The organism is Paenibacillus mendelii, from assembly GCF_024498075.1.
Lineage (GTDB): Bacteria > Bacillota > Bacilli > Paenibacillales > Paenibacillaceae > Paenibacillus_Z > Paenibacillus_Z mendelii.
Window position 1 is genome coordinate 308,263 of sequence record NZ_JANHOF010000004.1, and the last position, 15,582, is coordinate 323,844.

A 15,582-nucleotide genomic window follows, 5' to 3' on the forward strand; every position below is an offset into this window, starting at 1 on the left:
CTATCCGCTACGACGATTGCCTTGGGACCGGGAGTTCCATGTAATCGTAAGCCGCTACGATATTCGGAAACAGCTTCTGGCCTTCGGCAATCAGCTCTGTAATCGCTTCATCGTCGTACCTGGAGCTAAAGTGGGTCAATGCAAGCTGCTTAGCGCCAGCATCAGCAGCAATTTGCGCGGCTTGCCTTACCGTCGAATGACCGTAAGCCGTCGCTTTTTCTTCCATCCCCGATTCGAAGGTAGCCTCATGAACCAACAGATCCGCATTCCTGGCAAGTGCGATCCCATTCTCGCAAGGGCAGGTGTCCCCGAGTATAGTCACAATACGACCGGGTACGGGTGGACCTACGACTTCCGCGGACCGAACTAGCTCACCGCTAGGGAGTATGATATCCTCGCCCCTTTTCAGCTTGCCATATGCCGGTCCGGGCTCTACCCCTCTTCTTGCTAATTGTTCCAGATCAAGCTGTCCGCTCTGCGCTGACTCTTCAATACGGTAGCCAAAAGAAGGAAGCCTGTGAACTAATTCGTCTGCTGTCACCCTATAATGACCGTCATCCATAATAACGCCCGGCCCGATCTCCGTCACCGTCAGCTCATATTCCAAGTAGGTTCCACTATGCATAAACACTCCGTCAATGAATGCCCGCAGACCTGGGGGGCCGTACATGACAAGCGGTCCGGCTCCGTCGAAATAGGAACGGCTGCTTAATAATCCAGGTAAGCCATAGATATGATCACCGTGTAAATGCGTAACAAATATTTTTTCAAGCTTATTGAGCTTGAGCTTGGTTCCAAACATCTGCTGCTGCGTGCCTTCGCCGGCGTCAAACAGCCAGAAGCCGCTGGCCGGCTCGGAATGCACGAATGCGGCCGAGGTAACGTTGCGTGACTTTGTAGGCCTGCCGGCGCTCGTTCCGAGAAATTGAATATGCATCGTTCCTTTTCCACCTCCGGTGTCTGTATAGCAATACCCTCCAAGACGCAAAATGAATCCCGCGTTTTGGAGGGTATGCAATGGCAGCGTTTCGTATGCATGGATGCAGGGTAAATATCGACCCGAATTAGGTTCTCTCCGGTCTCTCCGCTTTCTCCACGTTGAAATAATGCGCTTCTGGATGGGAGAATACCATCGCAGAAACGGATGCTTCCGGCTCCATCATGTAACCTTCCGTCAACTGAACACCAATATCCTCCGGCTTCAACAGATCGAATAACGGCTCTTGATCCTCCAGATTCGGACATGCAGGATAGCCGAACGATACGCGAACGCCCTGATACCTTGCTTGCAGCCGCTGCTTCATTGTCATATCATCCGGATCCGGGTACCCCCATGTGTCGCGCATCATATGATGGACGCGTTCCGCGAGTCCTTCCGCTATTTCGAGTGCAACGGATTGAAGGGCATGCGATCGTAAATAATCACCCTTATCCTTCCATTCGTTAGCAAGCTCGCGAATCCCTTCCCCTGCGGTTACGACGAGAAAGCCTACGTAGTCCATCACGCCGCTGTCGACCGATTTTAAGTAGTCGCTCAGACAGAGGAACGGCTCGACCTGCTGACGCGGAAACGAGAACCGCTTGATTTCACGGCTCGGCTCCTGCGGATCGTAAATGATAACATCGTTCCCCGACGATTGGGCCGGGAAGAACCGGTACATGCCGTGTGCGCGAATAATACCGCTTGTGACTGCCTCTTGTATAATGCCATCCACCGTTTCCTTCATCTGCAGCGCCTTCTCATTGCCTTCCTTAAGCAGCTGCTCGACTCTGCCCTTCAAGCCCAGATGATGCCCAAGCAGCATCTGCATGTTCACGTAAGGAACGATGTGCGGAATTGGAACGTTACGCAGAACATGTCGATCCATGTCCGGCGGCAGATAAACCGGCGCATCCGTCGATGTCTTCGAACGAACCGTGCTTAGCACTTCCGGTGCCGACGGTTTTTCGTCCAATACGGCGATTGCCGCTGCTTTGAACGCGGCTTGCTCTTCTTCATAAACCCGGCGATGGGCAGGATCCATCAGCTTGTTGGCAATATCCAAGCCATCCATGGCGTCCTTCGCGTATAAGACAAGGCCGTCATAATCCGGGCTGATTCTCGTATTCGCGAATTTGCGAGTCAGCGCTGCCCCGCCAACCATGATCGGGACGTCAATGCCCACTGCGCGCAAATCCTGGGCTGTAATGACCATTTGCTGAGCTGATTTAACGAGCAGTCCGGATAGACCGATGGCGTCTGCTTTTTCCTTCCGATAGGCTTCAATGAGCTGCTCCGGCGGTACCTTGATGCCGAGATTGATGATCTTATAACCATTATTGGATAGAATGATCTCAACCAGGTTTTTACCGATATCATGTACATCGCCTTTGACTGTAGCAAGTATGATCTTCCCCTTCACGGAGGATTCGTTCTTCTCCATGAACGGTTCCAGGTAGGATACCGATGCTTTCATAACCTCGGCGCTCTGCAGCACCTCCGCTACGATAAGCTCATTGTTATTGAACAATCGGCCTACTTCTTCCATGCCTCGCATCAATGGCCCGTTAATCACATCAAGGGCGCTGTATTTCTTCAAGGCTAAGTCGAGATCGGGTATGAGCCCTTCCTTCGTGCCTTCGACGACATACGAAGCTAACCGCTCTTCGAGCGTTAAATTCGATGATTTCTCTTTCTTAGCGATCTTCTTGTCGCGGAATGCGGCAACGAAAGCGGCGAGCGTCTGATCGTTCGTATTGTAGATCAGGTCCTCTGCCAGTCTGCGATCCTCTTCGGAGATGGAAGCGTAACGCTCTAATTTCTCCGTGTTTACGATGGCGTAATCAAGACCTGCTTTCGTGCAGTGGTACAAGTACACGGAGTTGAGCACCTCACGCCCCGCATCCGGCAAGCCGAAGGATATGTTACTGAGTCCTAGGATCGTCTTGGCCTTTGGATATTTTTCCTTAATCATGCGAATGCCTTCGATCGTCTCAACGGCAGAACCGATATATTGCGGATCTCCCGAGCCGACCGGGAACATGTTGGGATCGAAAATAATATCCTCCGGATTCATCCCATATTTATGAACCAACAGCTCATAAGACCTTGTTGCCACTTCCATCTTGGCTTCGCGGGTAACCGCTTGTCCGCGCTCATCGATGAGAATACATACGACTGCAGCGCCATAGCGATGAATAAGCGGGAGGATCTTCTCAAACTTAGACTCTCCATCCTCCAGATTAATCGAATTGATGATCGCCTTACCTTGGGAATATTTGAGCCCCAGCTCAATGATTTCGTCATAGGTAGAGTCGAGCATAAGCGGTACTTTGATTTTCTTCACAACCTGCGGCAGAAACTCGTTGACCGCATAGGTTTCGTCGATATCCGTATCTTGAAGGTTGATGTCGATAATATGCGCGCCGCCCTTCACTTGCGCACGCGCAACCTCGGAAGCTTCGTCGAACTTCCCTTCCTTGATCAGCCGCTTGAACTTTCTGGAGCCGGAGATATTCGTCCGTTCGCCAATCATGATCGGGCGGTTGTCTTCTTCGATGTATACCGTCTCAATACCCGATACGGCCGGTGGATGATCACCCATCTGCGTGCGTGGCGCATAATTGGCCAGCGTCTCCGCCATAACCCGGATGTGTTCGGGCGTCGTACCGCAGCATCCGCCGGCGATGTTGAGCCAGCCCTGTTCCGCGAATGCAGCCACTTTACGCGCAAGCGATTCCGGTGATTCATGGTACTGACCGTTCTCATCCGGAAGTCCGGCATTCGGATAACAGCTGATGGCCGCTCTGGATATAGCCGACAAGGAGCGAATATGGTCGCGCATGAACTCTGGTCCCGTCGCACAGTTCAGTCCCATGGATATCGGATTCAAATGCTCGAGCGAGATATAGAAGGATTCGATATTCTGGCCGGCGAGGGTCGTACCCATAGGCTCAATCGTGCCGGAGATCATAATCGGAAGCTCTTTTCCCGTCGTTTCGAACGACTTGCGGATCCCAATGCTGCCTGCTTTCACGTTCAGCGTATCTTGGGAGGTCTCGAGGAGCAGAACGTCTACGCCGCCCTCGATAAGTGCAACCGCTTGCTCATAATAGCTCTCGACCAGTTCATCGAACGTTACGCCGCCTGTTACGGACAGCGTCTTCGTTGTAGGGCCCAATGCGCCTGCGACGTATCGCGGATGTTCTGGGGTTGAGAATTTATCCACTGCTTCCTTCGCAATTAATGCCGCGGCTAAGTTAATTTCACGCGCTTTGTCCGATATGTCATATTCGGCGAGAACTACACTTGTCGCCCCGAATGTATTCGTCTCAATAATGTCAGCGCCGGCAGCCAAATATTCCTCATGGATATCTCGAATAACATCCGGTCTGGTCAATACAAGCATCTCGTTACAGCCGTCGAGCTCTTCTCCGCCGAAGTCGGCATCCGTCAAATCGCGCTGCTGAATCATCGTTCCCATTGCGCCATCGAGGATCAATATACGTTGTTTCATTAACTCTTGTATGGTTGGCTTCATCATCCGCGTACTTCCTTCCGTCAAAAAAATCATTAATCCTTAGTCTAACAGAATCGACAACAGGTGAAAAGGTTCTAATGTCGACAGTCTTTTTGATTTATATTATAATTATCCTTATCGGAAATAAGAATATTGGAAATGAGGGATTTGGGATGGCTGAAATTCGCGTTCGCAACACGGATGAACGGATCCAAGGCGAGGAGAATGTCCGCGCTTTTCTAGAGAAACAAGAGGTTTTGTACGAGCATTGGAATCCTGCCAAGCTGCCCGCCGAGCTTCAGGAGAAATTCATATTGAGCGACGAAGACAAACAACAAATCTTATCGACATTTGACTCGGAGATCCGTGATCTGGCTTCGCGCCGCGGATATCTGACATGGGATATCATCGCATTGTCCGATGCAACCCCAAATCTGAATGAGCTGCTTGTCAAATTCGAACAAGTCCATACCCATACAGAAGACGAGGTACGCGCAATTACGGCTGGCCGCGGCATCTTCATCATTAAAGGTACGGACGATGTCGGCTATTTCGACGTTGAGCTTACAGCTGGAGACGTCATCTCCGTACCGGAGCATAAGCCGCACTTCTTCACGTTAATGGATAACCGGCAAATCGTGGCGGTTCGCCTCTTTATTGAAACTGAAGGCTGGATCGCACAGCCGTTCGACGACCCGACCTTCCAGAAATCGAAGGCATAATACGATTATATTCGATGTCTCATGCACAAAACCCGCTCTTCCTTCGCAATAAGGCGATGGAAGAGCGGGTTTTGTATTGGTTCTATTTCTCTAAACAAGCAGTGGGAGTAATTCTTCCAGATGCGTAATCTCATGGCTAGGAATGATTTCATCCGAGCGCTGCATACCATGACGATTAATCCAGACTGACGTCATCCCGATCGTATTCGCTCCAAGTATATCCGTCGTCAGCTTATCGCCGACCATAATTCCGTCCTCGGGCTCGATCCCGAGCCTCTCAAGCGCATGCTTGAATATAGGAGCAGCAGGCTTACCTTGTCCGAATTCACCGGAAATTATAATATGATCAAAATACGGGATTAGCTCCGGAACACCATCGAGCTTCTCTTTCTGTAAATCTGGTGATCCGTTGGTAAGCAGAAGCAGCTTGTATTGACCCTTCAGCTTGTCCAGCACACGGAATGTTTCTTCGTATATGATCGGCCGACTGCGGCGTTCTGCCGGAAATTGCTCCGCCAGCTCAGCACCGAGCTGCTCATCGTTAATTCCTAGCGCCCGAAGCCCTCTTGTCCACGCATCCCGGCGGTACCCGGGTGCAAGCTTCTGCAGCTTGCGAAACTCCTCTTGTTCTCCACCCGTGAAATTTGCCCATAGCCCCTCAAAGGGGTTGATTCCGATCATTTTTGTGAAGGGAAACGTTTCATAGGTTTCGTACAATTCACGCGCTGCCCGGCGAACCTCCTCTTCAAGAGCCGAAGCATCGATCCCCGTCTTCGCCGCCGCTGCTTCGCATGTTGCCTGGAATGCTTCCTTTACGCTGCGGTCATCCCATAGCAACGTATCATCCAAATCGAATAAGACCGCTTTCTTAGCCATATTGCTTTTGCCCACTCCAGTCGTCATTTATTTCTCGTTGATGGTAATGTTGTTCGCAGACGCGAATGTACGCAGACGCTCTGCCATTAGGTCGGTCGGATAACGGTTGATCAACCGCGTAAACACCCAGTTGGTCCCCTTCACCTGTTCAATCACGATACTGCCCGATTGTACGTTAATCGCCTTGATCGAGCCGGCATACAACGTTCGGTCGCCGCCGAAACGACGCGTTTTGACAAAGTCTTTGCCGACTGCCAAGTAGGGGCGTCTCAGAATAAACAAGCCTGCCAGTAAAATATAGCAGCCCACTGTAATCCAATAAAGCGAGCCGGACGTTTTGTATGCGCCCGACGTCGTGGATAACATCACGAAGGATGCCGTGAACAGAATAAGGAAGGCCGGCATGATAATGCTTCTGCCTTTATAGACATCCATCTTCGGTGCTGACGACGTGTTGACGTTCAGCGGCGCCTGTCCTTGCTTCTTACGCTGCTTGTTGAGCTGAGTTTGATTCTTACGGACTTTCCGTTCCCAAGATCGCGATGACAATGGTGTTCCTCCTAATCATATGTAACCTAACTGGTAATACAAGTATTATACCATTATACTTGCCTTAATAAGGTCTGGCGAACTTGGCGATAAAGCGGTTCGGATATTCGGATGGCAGCGAGCTTACTTCATCCAGCCCATCCCACAATTCTTGCGGCATCGACCACCCAATGGCCCCCATATTATCTTCGAACTGCTCTAGTGTTCGGGCCCCGAATATCGGCGATGTAATGCCTTGCCGTTGGAGCAGCCACCTTAGCGCAATCTGCGATGGTGTCTTGTCCAATTGCCGCGCGCTATCCGACACAGCATCCAGTACTGCAAAGTTTTTCTCCGTGTTTCTTAAAGCCCACGAGCTCTCACCTACCTTGGAGGTAAGCCGTCCCTCCGTTGGTTCCTCGCGCGTATAGCGGCCGGTCAGAAAGCCTCCGCCCAGCGGCGCCCATGGGATGATCCCCACATTCTCTTCCGCACATAGCGACATCATCTCCCGATCCATCTCGCGGCTAACCAGACTGTACTGCGGCTGAATGGATATGAACCGGACATAACGATTGGCATCGCTGCAAGCGAGCGATTTCATGAGCTGCCAGGCAAAGAAATTCGAACAACCGATGTAGCGTACCTTCCCGGATGTAACCAGATCATCCAAGGTTCGAAGCGTTTCCTCGATCGGTGTAGCATGATCCCATACATGAACCTGATACAAATCAATATAGTCCGTTTGCAGACGCTTCAAGCTTGCGTCGATTCCGTCCATAATATGCTTACGGGATATACCGGCACCATTAGGGTGGTCAGCGGTATTCATACGCACCTTCGTAGCTAGAACGACCTCTGAGCGGCGGTTTTTTATTGCTTTGCCGACGATTTCCTCGGAACGGCCGGATACGTAGACATCAGCCGTATCTAAGAAGTTCCCGCCCTTCTCCATAAAACGGTTCATCATTTCAATGGAATCTGCTTCATTCGTTGTATTGCCGAAAGTCATCGTTCCAAGACATAGCTCGGAGACAGCTAGCCCGCTTCGTCCTAATAGTCGGTATTGCATGCCAAATCCCCTCCTTGTTGGCTTGTGTTCGAAGGCTTTAATTAATGCTTCACGCTATCGTCATTATCAACCACTGTAATACTATCCAGCTGGACGCGGAAGTTTCGTTTGAAGTTGTCTAAATATTGACGCCGAAGCTCTGCTCTTTCGAGTGTCTCTTCTTCCGTCAACCCGACCGTTTTTTGTTTCCTTGCCAATTCATTGATTCTTGCGATTAATTTCTCCAACGCAAAGACTCCCTTCCTGTGTTCCCAAGCACCTATATTCCACTCTTTACTTTGACACTTTTAAAGTCCCATTGTCAAGAAAAGCACAAAAAAACGGCGGACTCTTAGTCCGCCGGTACGATTAAGGTTTGACCTACTTTAAGCATGCTGCTGGTGAGTTGATTGCGCTCCTTCAAGTCATATACGATGCGCCGCAAATCGTCACCGCTCTCGCGGACGGTGCCAGCTATCTTCCATAAGGTGTCTCCTGCGCCTACAACAATGACCTTCTCTCCTGCCATCGGTGCGGCAGGTTCCCCTCCACTGGCAAGGCCCTTCATTAAGGTAAGGCCAAAGAATAATAGGATGAAAAACACGCTTACTACTGCCAGACGAAGCATCATTCTCTCAACACGACGCTCATTGGCAGGCCGTTTCACTCGGTTGCTAGCATTCACTCGGTCTTTATTATAATTATAAGAAGAAATTGTTGTCATCATATCTCAGCACCCCAAACGTTTGTTCTGTTCTTGCTGAAATTAGAATAACACGAACATTCGTTTGGTGTCAATCACTTTTGGAACATTTGTTCCCATGAAAATACGAACCTCTGTTTCTCGAACTTATGTTTGTACGAACTCCGGTTCTGTGTTATAATTTGACACAAATGAACTTATGGAGTGATTCCGGTGTCGAAACTTTCCAACCGCCAGCAGGCGATACTTGAATTCATTAAGACCGAGGTTCGGGAGAAGGGCTACCCGCCTTCCGTTCGTGAGATCGGCGAATCGGTCGGACTTGCTTCAAGCTCAACCGTCCACGGCCACCTGGACCGATTGGAGAAGAAAGGTTTGATTCGGCGAGATCCCACCAAACCAAGGGCAATTGAAATTTTGGATCAGGACATGACAGATCTGCCTTTCCCTCTTGCTATCGCAAAAGTACCTGTCGTCGGTAAAGTCACGGCTGGTATGCCAATTACCGCAATGGAGAATATCGAAGACTACTTCCCGCTGCCGGCCGATCGCGTGGGAGACGATACCGTCTTCATTCTGAACATCATGGGTGAAAGTATGATCGAGGCCGGTATCCATGACGGGGACTATGTTATTGTCCGCCAACAACAAACCGCAAGCAACGGCGATATCGTTGTGGCCATGACAGAAGACGATGAAGCAACCGTGAAGACATTCTACAAAGAGAAGGATCACATCCGACTCCAGCCCGAGAACGCTAGCATGGAGCCTATCCGTTTACGAAACGTCACCATTCTGGGCAAAGTCATCGGACTTTTTCGGGACATTCACTAGGTCCCGCAACACGAAGGGGCTGTCCACCAACCGCTGCATAAGCGATTGGTGGACAGCCCCTTCTTTTATGCTCATGAACGACATCATCAAAACCGCAAGGCTCATGCACACATTTCAACAGGTTAAGTGCTAATTCGGTTAGTTTGGTGTCAGCTTCTCAAAAACTTGTACATACGCCTCGTACTTTACTTTCCAACTATCCTTTCTGGACGCTATTGCCCGGCCATCCAGCAGTGCTTCGATAACGTCCAAACATACGTCCCAACCGGCGATATCCTTAGGGGTATGATTCGTAATCTTGTTTATCTTCTCGATCAACACAAGACGGCAGCCTCCCGTCTCTGGGTATAGCTCGAATCGAACTCGATCTTCTGCCCACGTGAACTCCAATATTGACCCAAGCTTAAGCTCGATGATTTCAAGCTCTTCGAACGTTCCGTCCTGCATATCAAACTTCATGAAGCCGCCTTCTCGAAGCTCTTCAACCCGAAGCTCAGTGAACCACTGGACAAGCTTATCGTTCTCTGTCAGCCACGCCCAAACCTGCTCAACGGAATTCGGGAGATCACGTTCGAACCGGACGAGATAACGATCATCCTCTTTACTAATTACGGCTAACATAAGCGTTCCTCCTTCATTGACATAATCTCGGCAAGCATTTTGATAGAACGTTGAAACTGCTGCTCAAAGAAAATCCCCCGCACCTAGGAGGCGCAAGGGATGGCTTATACTAATACAGTGTCAAATATTGATCGCGTTCCCATTGGTGAACCTGGGTGCGGTACATATCCCACTCGATTTCTTTAAGCTCGTAGAAATGGGCAAGAGCATGGTCGCCAAGCGCGTCGCAGATCACTTCGCTGCGGAGCATCTCTTCAAGACCTTCCTTCAGGTTAAGCGGCAAGCTAGGGATCCCCTCATCAATCCGTTCTTCATCGGTCATCACATAGATGTTGCGATCCGTTGGAGCCGGTACGGACAGCTTGTTCTGAATACCGTCAAGACCCGCTTTAAGCATGACTGCCAGAGCCAAGTATGGGTTGGCAGCTGGATCCGGATTGCGAACCTCGATGCGCGTGCTGAGGCCGCGTGACGCTGGAATACGGATCATCGGGCTGCGGTTGCTTGCTGACCAGGCTACATAGCACGGCGCTTCATAACCAGGCACCAGACGCTTATAGGAGTTCACCGTTGGATTCGTAATAGCGGCGAATGCGCGTGCATGCTTGAGAATTCCGGCCATATAATGACGAGCTGTTTGGCTCAAGCCGAGTTTGTCGTTCTCATCATAGAAGGCGTTCTTCTTGCCTTGGAATAGGGATTGGTGACAGTGCATGCCAGAGCCGTTAACACCAAACAGCGGCTTAGGCATGAATGTCGCATGCAAGCCATGCTGACGGGCAACCGTCTTAACGACAAGCTTAAAGGTTTGAATTTGGTCGGCCGCTTTAATAGCGTCCGCATATTTGAAGTCGATCTCGTGCTGACCTGGTGCAACCTCATGATGGGAGGCTTCGATTTCAAAGCCCATTTCTTCCAGGGTCAGTACGATCTCGCGACGGCAGTTCTCGCCTAGATCAGTAGGAGCCAAGTCGAAATATCCGCCTTGGTCGTTCAGTTCCAGCGTTGGTTCGCCTTTGGCGTCTGTCTTGAATAGGAAGAACTCAGGCTCTGGACCAACGTTCATAGCCGTAAAGCCAAGCTCTTCGGCTTCCTTAAGCACCCGCTTCAGAATACCGCGCGGGTCGCCTGCGAATGGCGTGCCATCCGGCATATAAACGTCACAGATCAACCGTGCAACGCGATCTTCCGTTACCCATGGGAATACAACCCACGTATCGAGGTCCGGATAAAGGTACATATCGGACTCCTCGATACGAACGTAACCCTCAATGGAAGATCCATCGAACATCATTTTGTTATCGAGTGCTTTCTCTAATTGACTGATTGGAATCTCTACGTTCTTGATCGTTCCCAACAAGTCAGTAAATTGTAGGCGGATAAAACGGACATTCTGTTCCTTGGCAATACGCTTGATATCTTCTGCAGTGTAGCTCATGGGTTCATCTCCTCTGAATACTATAAAATATTATTTCTTTGTATAGAAATGGGACAATTGACCTTGAATCATCGATGCTTTGCCGGGACGTTTCTCCAGCAGCTGCTGCTTCAACATGCGATGTAGTTGGGTTTCAGACAGTTCGCGCCGTTTCACTTCCGACAGCTCGCTGACGACGGTCGCTTCTTCCGATTCCCTCGTTACGGGATTCATAACTTGTTTAATACCGGCTATATTAACGCCCTTCTCGATTAACGATTTGATCTCCAGCAAGCGCTCGACATCGTTAAAAGAGAATAACCGCTGATTGCCGGAGGTTCGCGCCGGAACGATCAATTCATGCTGTTCATAGTAACGAATTTGTCGAGCAGATAAATCCGTTAGCTTCATGACGATGCCGATCGGAAAAAGCGCCATATTTCTGCGTATTTCGTCACCCATGTCCCCATCAACCTTCCAGTGTCTGTAATATAAACCTATTGTACCGCCCAACGATAAACATGTCAAGTTATGTAAGGTTTAATTACAATCAACTTTCTCTCTGCTAATGTGGACAAAGCGTTCAGAACACCGAATTTAACATGGGCGTAAGTTAAGCCACCCTGCATGTAGGCTATGTAAGGTTCCCGGATGGGTGCGTCGGCCGATAGCTCCAAGCTTCCCCCCTGCATGAAGGTGCCGGCAGCCATTATGACAGGATGCTCATACCCTGGCATGTCCCAAGGCTCCGGTACGACATGCGCATCGACTGCAGCAGCCCGTTGAACTCCTTGGACGAACGCGATGAGCTGCTCGGGATCTGTAAACTTCACGGCTTGTATGAGATCCGTACGCGGAGCATCCCAGCGGGGATTGCTGACGAAACCCAGCTTCTCGAACATGGCGGACGCAAAAACACTGCCTTTTAGTGCTTGTCCAACCATGTGCGGGGCTAGGAAAAGGCCTTGGTACATCGCACGAAGCGTGCCTAGCGTAGCACCTACTTCGCCACCGATTCCCGGTGCGGTCAGGCGGAAAGCGGTTAGCTCAACCGCTTCGCGCTTGCCTGCAACATATCCGCCCGTAGGGGCGATCCCTCCACCTGGATTCTTAATGAGCGAGCCTGCCATTAAATCAACGCCAACCTCTGTCGGCTCAAGCTCCTCCGTAAACTCCCCATAGCAATTGTCAACGAAGACGAGAACGTCCGGTTTAAGCTCCTTGACACGTTTAACCATTTCGGCAATATCTGAAACAGTAAACGAGGAGCGCCAATCATATCCGCGTGAGCGCTGGATGCCGATAACCTTCGTCCGTTCATTAATAAGTGAGGCTACCCCATCCCAATTCACGCTGCCATCCTGCTTCAGACCGACCTCTTTGTAGCCGATGCCAAAATCCTGCAGCGAGCCGGTACCATCTCCCGGCTTGCCGATTACCTTGTGAAGGGTATCGTAGGGACGACCGGTAATATAGAGCAGATCATCGCCGGGTCTGAGCAGTCCGAATAGTGCGCAGCTTATGGTGTGCGTACCGGATACAAAGTGCGGACGGACGAGTGCTGCTTCGGCGCCGAATACATCGGCATAGACCAAATCCAGTATCTCCCGCCCTCTGTCACTGTAGCCATAACCTGTCGAGCCGTTGAAGTGATAATCGCTGACACGGTGCTTCTGAAAGGCGCGAATCACCTTCCATTGATTGCGTTCCGATACCGAATCCATATCGCGGAATACACCATACACCTGTTCTTCGGTCACCTGCGCTAAGCCCGTAAGTATTTCCCATTGCGTCTGTTCATTCTCTGAATGCTGTTCTTGCCGCTCCACTGCCTATATTCGCTCCTCTGCTTGTTGGACACTGCTATGCTGCTCGGCGTAAGCTTCAAGCTTGTAGCCATGCACCTCATAATCCTGTTTATTTAAGTCTACGGTGACGCGGAGGGATTCTCCGTCTACTTCCTGGCCAACCACTTCGCCGATCCGATAAGCAAGCGAAATCAAATCGCCGCGCTCCGCCGGGAAGATATAGGTTAGCGTATCACCGGTTAATTTATCTTGAATGGTTTGACGAAGCCGCTCGAGATCATCCGCATTATAGGCACTCATGACAAGCGTGTCCTTGCCCCCTGTTGGAAGCAACACCGAACAATCGCCCGTGCATTGGTCAATTTTGTTGTACAGCGTCAGCTGCTGTTTGCCCGAGGCGCCTAGTTCTCCGAGTATATCTTGTACGACGGCCATCTGTTCATCCCGCATAGGTGAGGAACTGTCGACCACATGCAGCACTAGATCAGCCTCATTCACTTCTTCTAATGTTGCACGGAAAGCGGCAATGAGATCATGCGGCAAATTCTGAATGAAACCGACCGTGTCGGTGAGAACGACTTCTTTGCCGCTGGGGAGCTCCAACGTGCGTGAAGTCGGATCCAGTGTAGCGAACAATTGATTCTCCACGTATACGTCTGCTTGGGTCAGTTCGCGCAGCAGCGTTGATTTACCTGCATTCGTGTAGCCGACCAGCGCTACCTGTAGTACGCCCGTCTTGCGTCTTCGCTCGCGATAGATCTTGCGATGCCGCACCACTTCATCGAGCTGGGCTTTCAAATCCGAAATCCGATCGCGGATATGGCGGCGGTCGGTCTCCAGCTTTGTTTCACCTGGACCCCTCGTCCCGATCCCCCCGCCCAAACGGGAAAGATTCTTCCCATGTCCGGACAGGCGCGGCAGCAGATAACTCAGCTGAGCAAGCTCGACTTGGATAATGCCTTCCCGAGTCTTGGCACGCTGAGCAAATATATCGAGAATGAGCTGTGTACGGTCAATGATCTTCAAATCGAGTGTTTGCTCCAGGTTGCGCACTTGCGCTCCAGAGAGCTCCTGGTCGAAGATAGCCGTCGTCGCCCCCAGCTCGTCTGCAACTGCGCGAAGCTCCTCAACCTTGCCCTTACCGATAAACCACTTGCTATCGGGTGTTTCCTTATTCTGCGTTATCGTCGTCAGCACTTCCACGCCGGCCGTCTCCGTTAAGCTGATAAGCTCCTGCAGCGAGTGCTCCGGATCGACCGATCCGCGTTTAATAGACGACGTAACCAAACTAATTAGCACGGCCTTGTCACGAAGACCGGTTTCGGTATCATAAGTCGATTGTCTCATCCAGCAACAAGAACCCCCTTCTCAACCTTATTATTTCGATTCCCACTTTAAATCTTCCGGCCGGATCGCCATTAATTCCTGCTTGCCCGGCGAGTTGCTTGGATATTGGGTGAGCAGCCGGACCGCTTGATGACGAAACGCCTTCTCGATCGTGTTCCTTACATACCGCGCATTGCTGAATGAATACAGTGAAGCCGTCTTCTCCTGCATCAGATGCTGTCTGAGCTTGAACAACGACTGTGGCATCAAACAGTAGTCTCTTTCCTTGGCCATCAGCTCCGCAATTTGGATCAGCTGATCGATCGTATAATCGGGAAACTCGATCTGTATCGGGAAGCGCGAAGGCAGCCCGGGATTGGTCATTAGAAAATGATCGATTTCCAGCGGATATCCGGCTAAGATGAGAACAAACTGATTCCGGTGATCCTCCATCGACTTGACGAGCGTGTCAATTGCTTCCTTGCCGAAATCCTTCTCACCGCCGCGCGCAAGACTATACGCTTCATCCACGAACAAGACGCCGCCAAGCGCCTTCCGGACAAGATCACGCGTTTTTTGAGCGGTATGACCGATATATTCTCCGACCAGATCGGCCCGCTCTACTTCAATCAGATGACCTTTGGACAGGACGCCCATCTTGTTGAACAGCTTGGCAACAATTCGCGCGATCGTCGTTTTTCCGGTTCCGGGATTCCCCTTGAATATCATATGGTATACATGTGAGCCGCCCGCTAATCCAGCGTCGGTCCTCATTCTGCTGATTTGCAGCAGCGCGAATATCTCATAGATAAGAAGTTTAATGTTCTCCAGCCCGATCATTGGCTCCAGCTCCCGGCTGATCTCCGCGAAGGGGTCGCCGGATATCGCTGGCTTGACGGCCACCGCCGGTTCACTCTCTACCAGTTGAGGCTGCACTTGCGCCTGAGCACTGCTGCCAGATGCGAAAGGCTCGTGACTGCGCAGCACTACATTAATTTGACGTGATGGCCTCGCACTGCCCGTCTGACCAGCAGACACAATACGCTCGTTCATCCGCTCGTTCACCTGCCCTCGTATCCGCATTATCGGCTGCGAAGCAAGCGTGAATCTCACGCCATCCTCTACTTGCACTCGCCGCTTTATCCATTGTATTCTAGCGAAACGAGGCATATTAACAGTTTTGGCGGCCCCTGAAAC

15 protein-coding genes are annotated in these 15,582 nt (G+C 50.8%); 2 read left to right on the plus strand and 13 right to left on the minus strand.

Going from position 1 to position 15,582, the window contains the following annotated elements; translation table 11 throughout:
- Positions 1-7: 7 nt before the first annotated feature.
- Positions 8-937, minus strand: a complete 930-nt coding sequence (gene rnz / locus NNL21_RS15705; protein WP_204818208.1) for a ribonuclease Z — start codon at positions 935-937, stop codon at positions 8-10.
- A 127-nt stretch (positions 938-1,064) separates the two neighbouring features.
- Positions 1,065-4,523 (minus strand): methionine synthase, encoded by a 3,459-nt coding sequence (metH, locus tag NNL21_RS15710; protein ID WP_204818209.1) that lies wholly within the window; start codon positions 4,521-4,523, stop codon positions 1,065-1,067.
- Positions 4,524-4,672: 149 nt separating this feature from the next.
- On the opposite strand from metH, the gene mtnD reads away from it, so the two are divergent.
- Positions 4,673-5,221 (plus strand): acireductone dioxygenase, encoded by a 549-nt coding sequence (gene mtnD, locus NNL21_RS15715; protein ID WP_204818210.1) that lies wholly within the window; start codon positions 4,673-4,675, stop codon positions 5,219-5,221.
- Between the two features lie 90 nt (positions 5,222-5,311).
- On the opposite strand, the gene NNL21_RS15720 is transcribed toward mtnD, so the two are convergent.
- The 5 genes from NNL21_RS15720 to NNL21_RS15740 form a co-directional block, all read right to left on the minus strand.
- The gene (locus NNL21_RS15720) at positions 5,312-6,097 is read right to left on the minus strand and encodes an HAD family hydrolase (RefSeq protein ID WP_204818211.1); all 786 of its coding nucleotides are present in this window, start codon (positions 6,095-6,097) and stop codon (positions 5,312-5,314) included.
- A 27-nt stretch (positions 6,098-6,124) separates the two neighbouring features.
- Complete coding sequence (locus tag NNL21_RS15725) at positions 6,125-6,646, minus strand: hypothetical protein (protein ID WP_204818212.1); 522 nt, start codon at positions 6,644-6,646, stop codon at positions 6,125-6,127.
- Positions 6,647-6,710: 64 nt separating this feature from the next.
- Positions 6,711-7,697, minus strand: coding sequence for an aldo/keto reductase (locus tag NNL21_RS15730; protein WP_204818213.1), 987 nt, complete (start codon positions 7,695-7,697; stop codon positions 6,711-6,713).
- Positions 7,698-7,738: 41 nt separating this feature from the next.
- Positions 7,739-7,924, minus strand: coding sequence for a DUF896 domain-containing protein (locus tag NNL21_RS15735; RefSeq protein WP_204818214.1), 186 nt, complete (start codon positions 7,922-7,924; stop codon positions 7,739-7,741).
- Between the two features lie 104 nt (positions 7,925-8,028).
- On the minus strand, positions 8,029-8,403 hold the full coding sequence (locus NNL21_RS15740; protein ID WP_204818215.1) for a LysM peptidoglycan-binding domain-containing protein: 375 nt from the start codon (positions 8,401-8,403) through the stop codon (positions 8,029-8,031).
- A gap of 189 nt (positions 8,404-8,592) precedes the next feature.
- Between NNL21_RS15740 and lexA the strand changes: the two genes are divergently transcribed.
- Entirely contained in the window at positions 8,593-9,213 is a 621-nt protein-coding gene (lexA, locus tag NNL21_RS15745; protein WP_204818216.1) for a transcriptional repressor LexA, read from the plus strand.
- 138 nt (positions 9,214-9,351) lie between these two features.
- Here lexA and NNL21_RS15750 read toward each other — a convergent pair whose 3' ends face one another.
- The 6 genes from NNL21_RS15750 to NNL21_RS15775 all read right to left on the minus strand — a co-directional run bounded on the left by NNL21_RS15750 (position 9,352) and on the right by NNL21_RS15775 (position 15,438).
- Positions 9,352-9,834, minus strand: a complete 483-nt coding sequence (locus NNL21_RS15750; protein ID WP_204818217.1) for an SRPBCC family protein — start codon at positions 9,832-9,834, stop codon at positions 9,352-9,354.
- 109 nt (positions 9,835-9,943) lie between these two features.
- Positions 9,944-11,272: a type I glutamate--ammonia ligase gene (gene glnA, locus NNL21_RS15755; RefSeq protein ID WP_204818218.1), complete on the minus strand. Its 1,329-nt coding sequence runs from the start codon at positions 11,270-11,272 to the stop codon at positions 9,944-9,946.
- A gap of 30 nt (positions 11,273-11,302) precedes the next feature.
- Positions 11,303-11,713 carry a MerR family transcriptional regulator gene (locus NNL21_RS15760; protein ID WP_204818219.1) on the minus strand — a complete coding sequence of 137 codons (411 nt, stop codon included), beginning with the start codon at positions 11,711-11,713 and terminating at the stop codon, positions 11,303-11,305.
- A gap of 62 nt (positions 11,714-11,775) precedes the next feature.
- Positions 11,776-13,011, minus strand: a complete 1,236-nt coding sequence (locus tag NNL21_RS15765) for a methionine gamma-lyase family protein (protein ID WP_256555301.1) — start codon at positions 13,009-13,011, stop codon at positions 11,776-11,778.
- 72 nt (positions 13,012-13,083) lie between these two features.
- Positions 13,084-14,406 carry a GTPase HflX gene (gene hflX, locus NNL21_RS15770; protein ID WP_204818221.1) on the minus strand — a complete coding sequence of 441 codons (1,323 nt, stop codon included), beginning with the start codon at positions 14,404-14,406 and terminating at the stop codon, positions 13,084-13,086.
- Between the two features lie 30 nt (positions 14,407-14,436).
- The gene (locus tag NNL21_RS15775) at positions 14,437-15,438 is read right to left on the minus strand and encodes an AAA family ATPase (RefSeq protein ID WP_204818222.1); all 1,002 of its coding nucleotides are present in this window, start codon (positions 15,436-15,438) and stop codon (positions 14,437-14,439) included.
- Positions 15,439-15,582: the final 144 nt, after the last annotated feature.

Excerpts from the sequence above, each read along its gene's own strand:
- rnz (WP_204818208.1), bottom strand. The coding sequence starts at position 937 with ATGCATATTCAATTTCTCGGAACGAGCGCCGGCAGGCCTACAAAGTCA.
- metH (WP_204818209.1), bottom strand. The coding sequence starts at position 4,523 with ATGATGAAGCCAACCATACAAGAGTTAATGAAACAACGTATATTGATC.
- mtnD (WP_204818210.1), top strand. The coding sequence starts at position 4,673 with ATGGCTGAAATTCGCGTTCGCAACACGGATGAACGGATCCAAGGCGAG.
- NNL21_RS15720 (WP_204818211.1), bottom strand. The coding sequence starts at position 6,097 with ATGGCTAAGAAAGCGGTCTTATTCGATTTGGATGATACGTTGCTATGG.
- NNL21_RS15730 (WP_204818213.1), bottom strand. The coding sequence starts at position 7,697 with ATGCAATACCGACTATTAGGACGAAGCGGGCTAGCTGTCTCCGAGCTA.
- NNL21_RS15740 (WP_204818215.1), bottom strand. The coding sequence starts at position 8,403 with ATGATGACAACAATTTCTTCTTATAATTATAATAAAGACCGAGTGAAT.
- NNL21_RS15750 (WP_204818217.1), bottom strand. The coding sequence starts at position 9,834 with ATGTTAGCCGTAATTAGTAAAGAGGATGATCGTTATCTCGTCCGGTTC.
- glnA (WP_204818218.1), bottom strand. The coding sequence starts at position 11,272 with ATGAGCTACACTGCAGAAGATATCAAGCGTATTGCCAAGGAACAGAAT.
- NNL21_RS15760 (WP_204818219.1), bottom strand. The coding sequence starts at position 11,713 with ATGGGTGACGAAATACGCAGAAATATGGCGCTTTTTCCGATCGGCATC.
- hflX (WP_204818221.1), bottom strand. The coding sequence starts at position 14,406 with ATGAGACAATCGACTTATGATACCGAAACCGGTCTTCGTGACAAGGCC.
- NNL21_RS15775 (WP_204818222.1), bottom strand. The coding sequence starts at position 15,438 with ATGAACGAGCGTATTGTGTCTGCTGGTCAGACGGGCAGTGCGAGGCCA.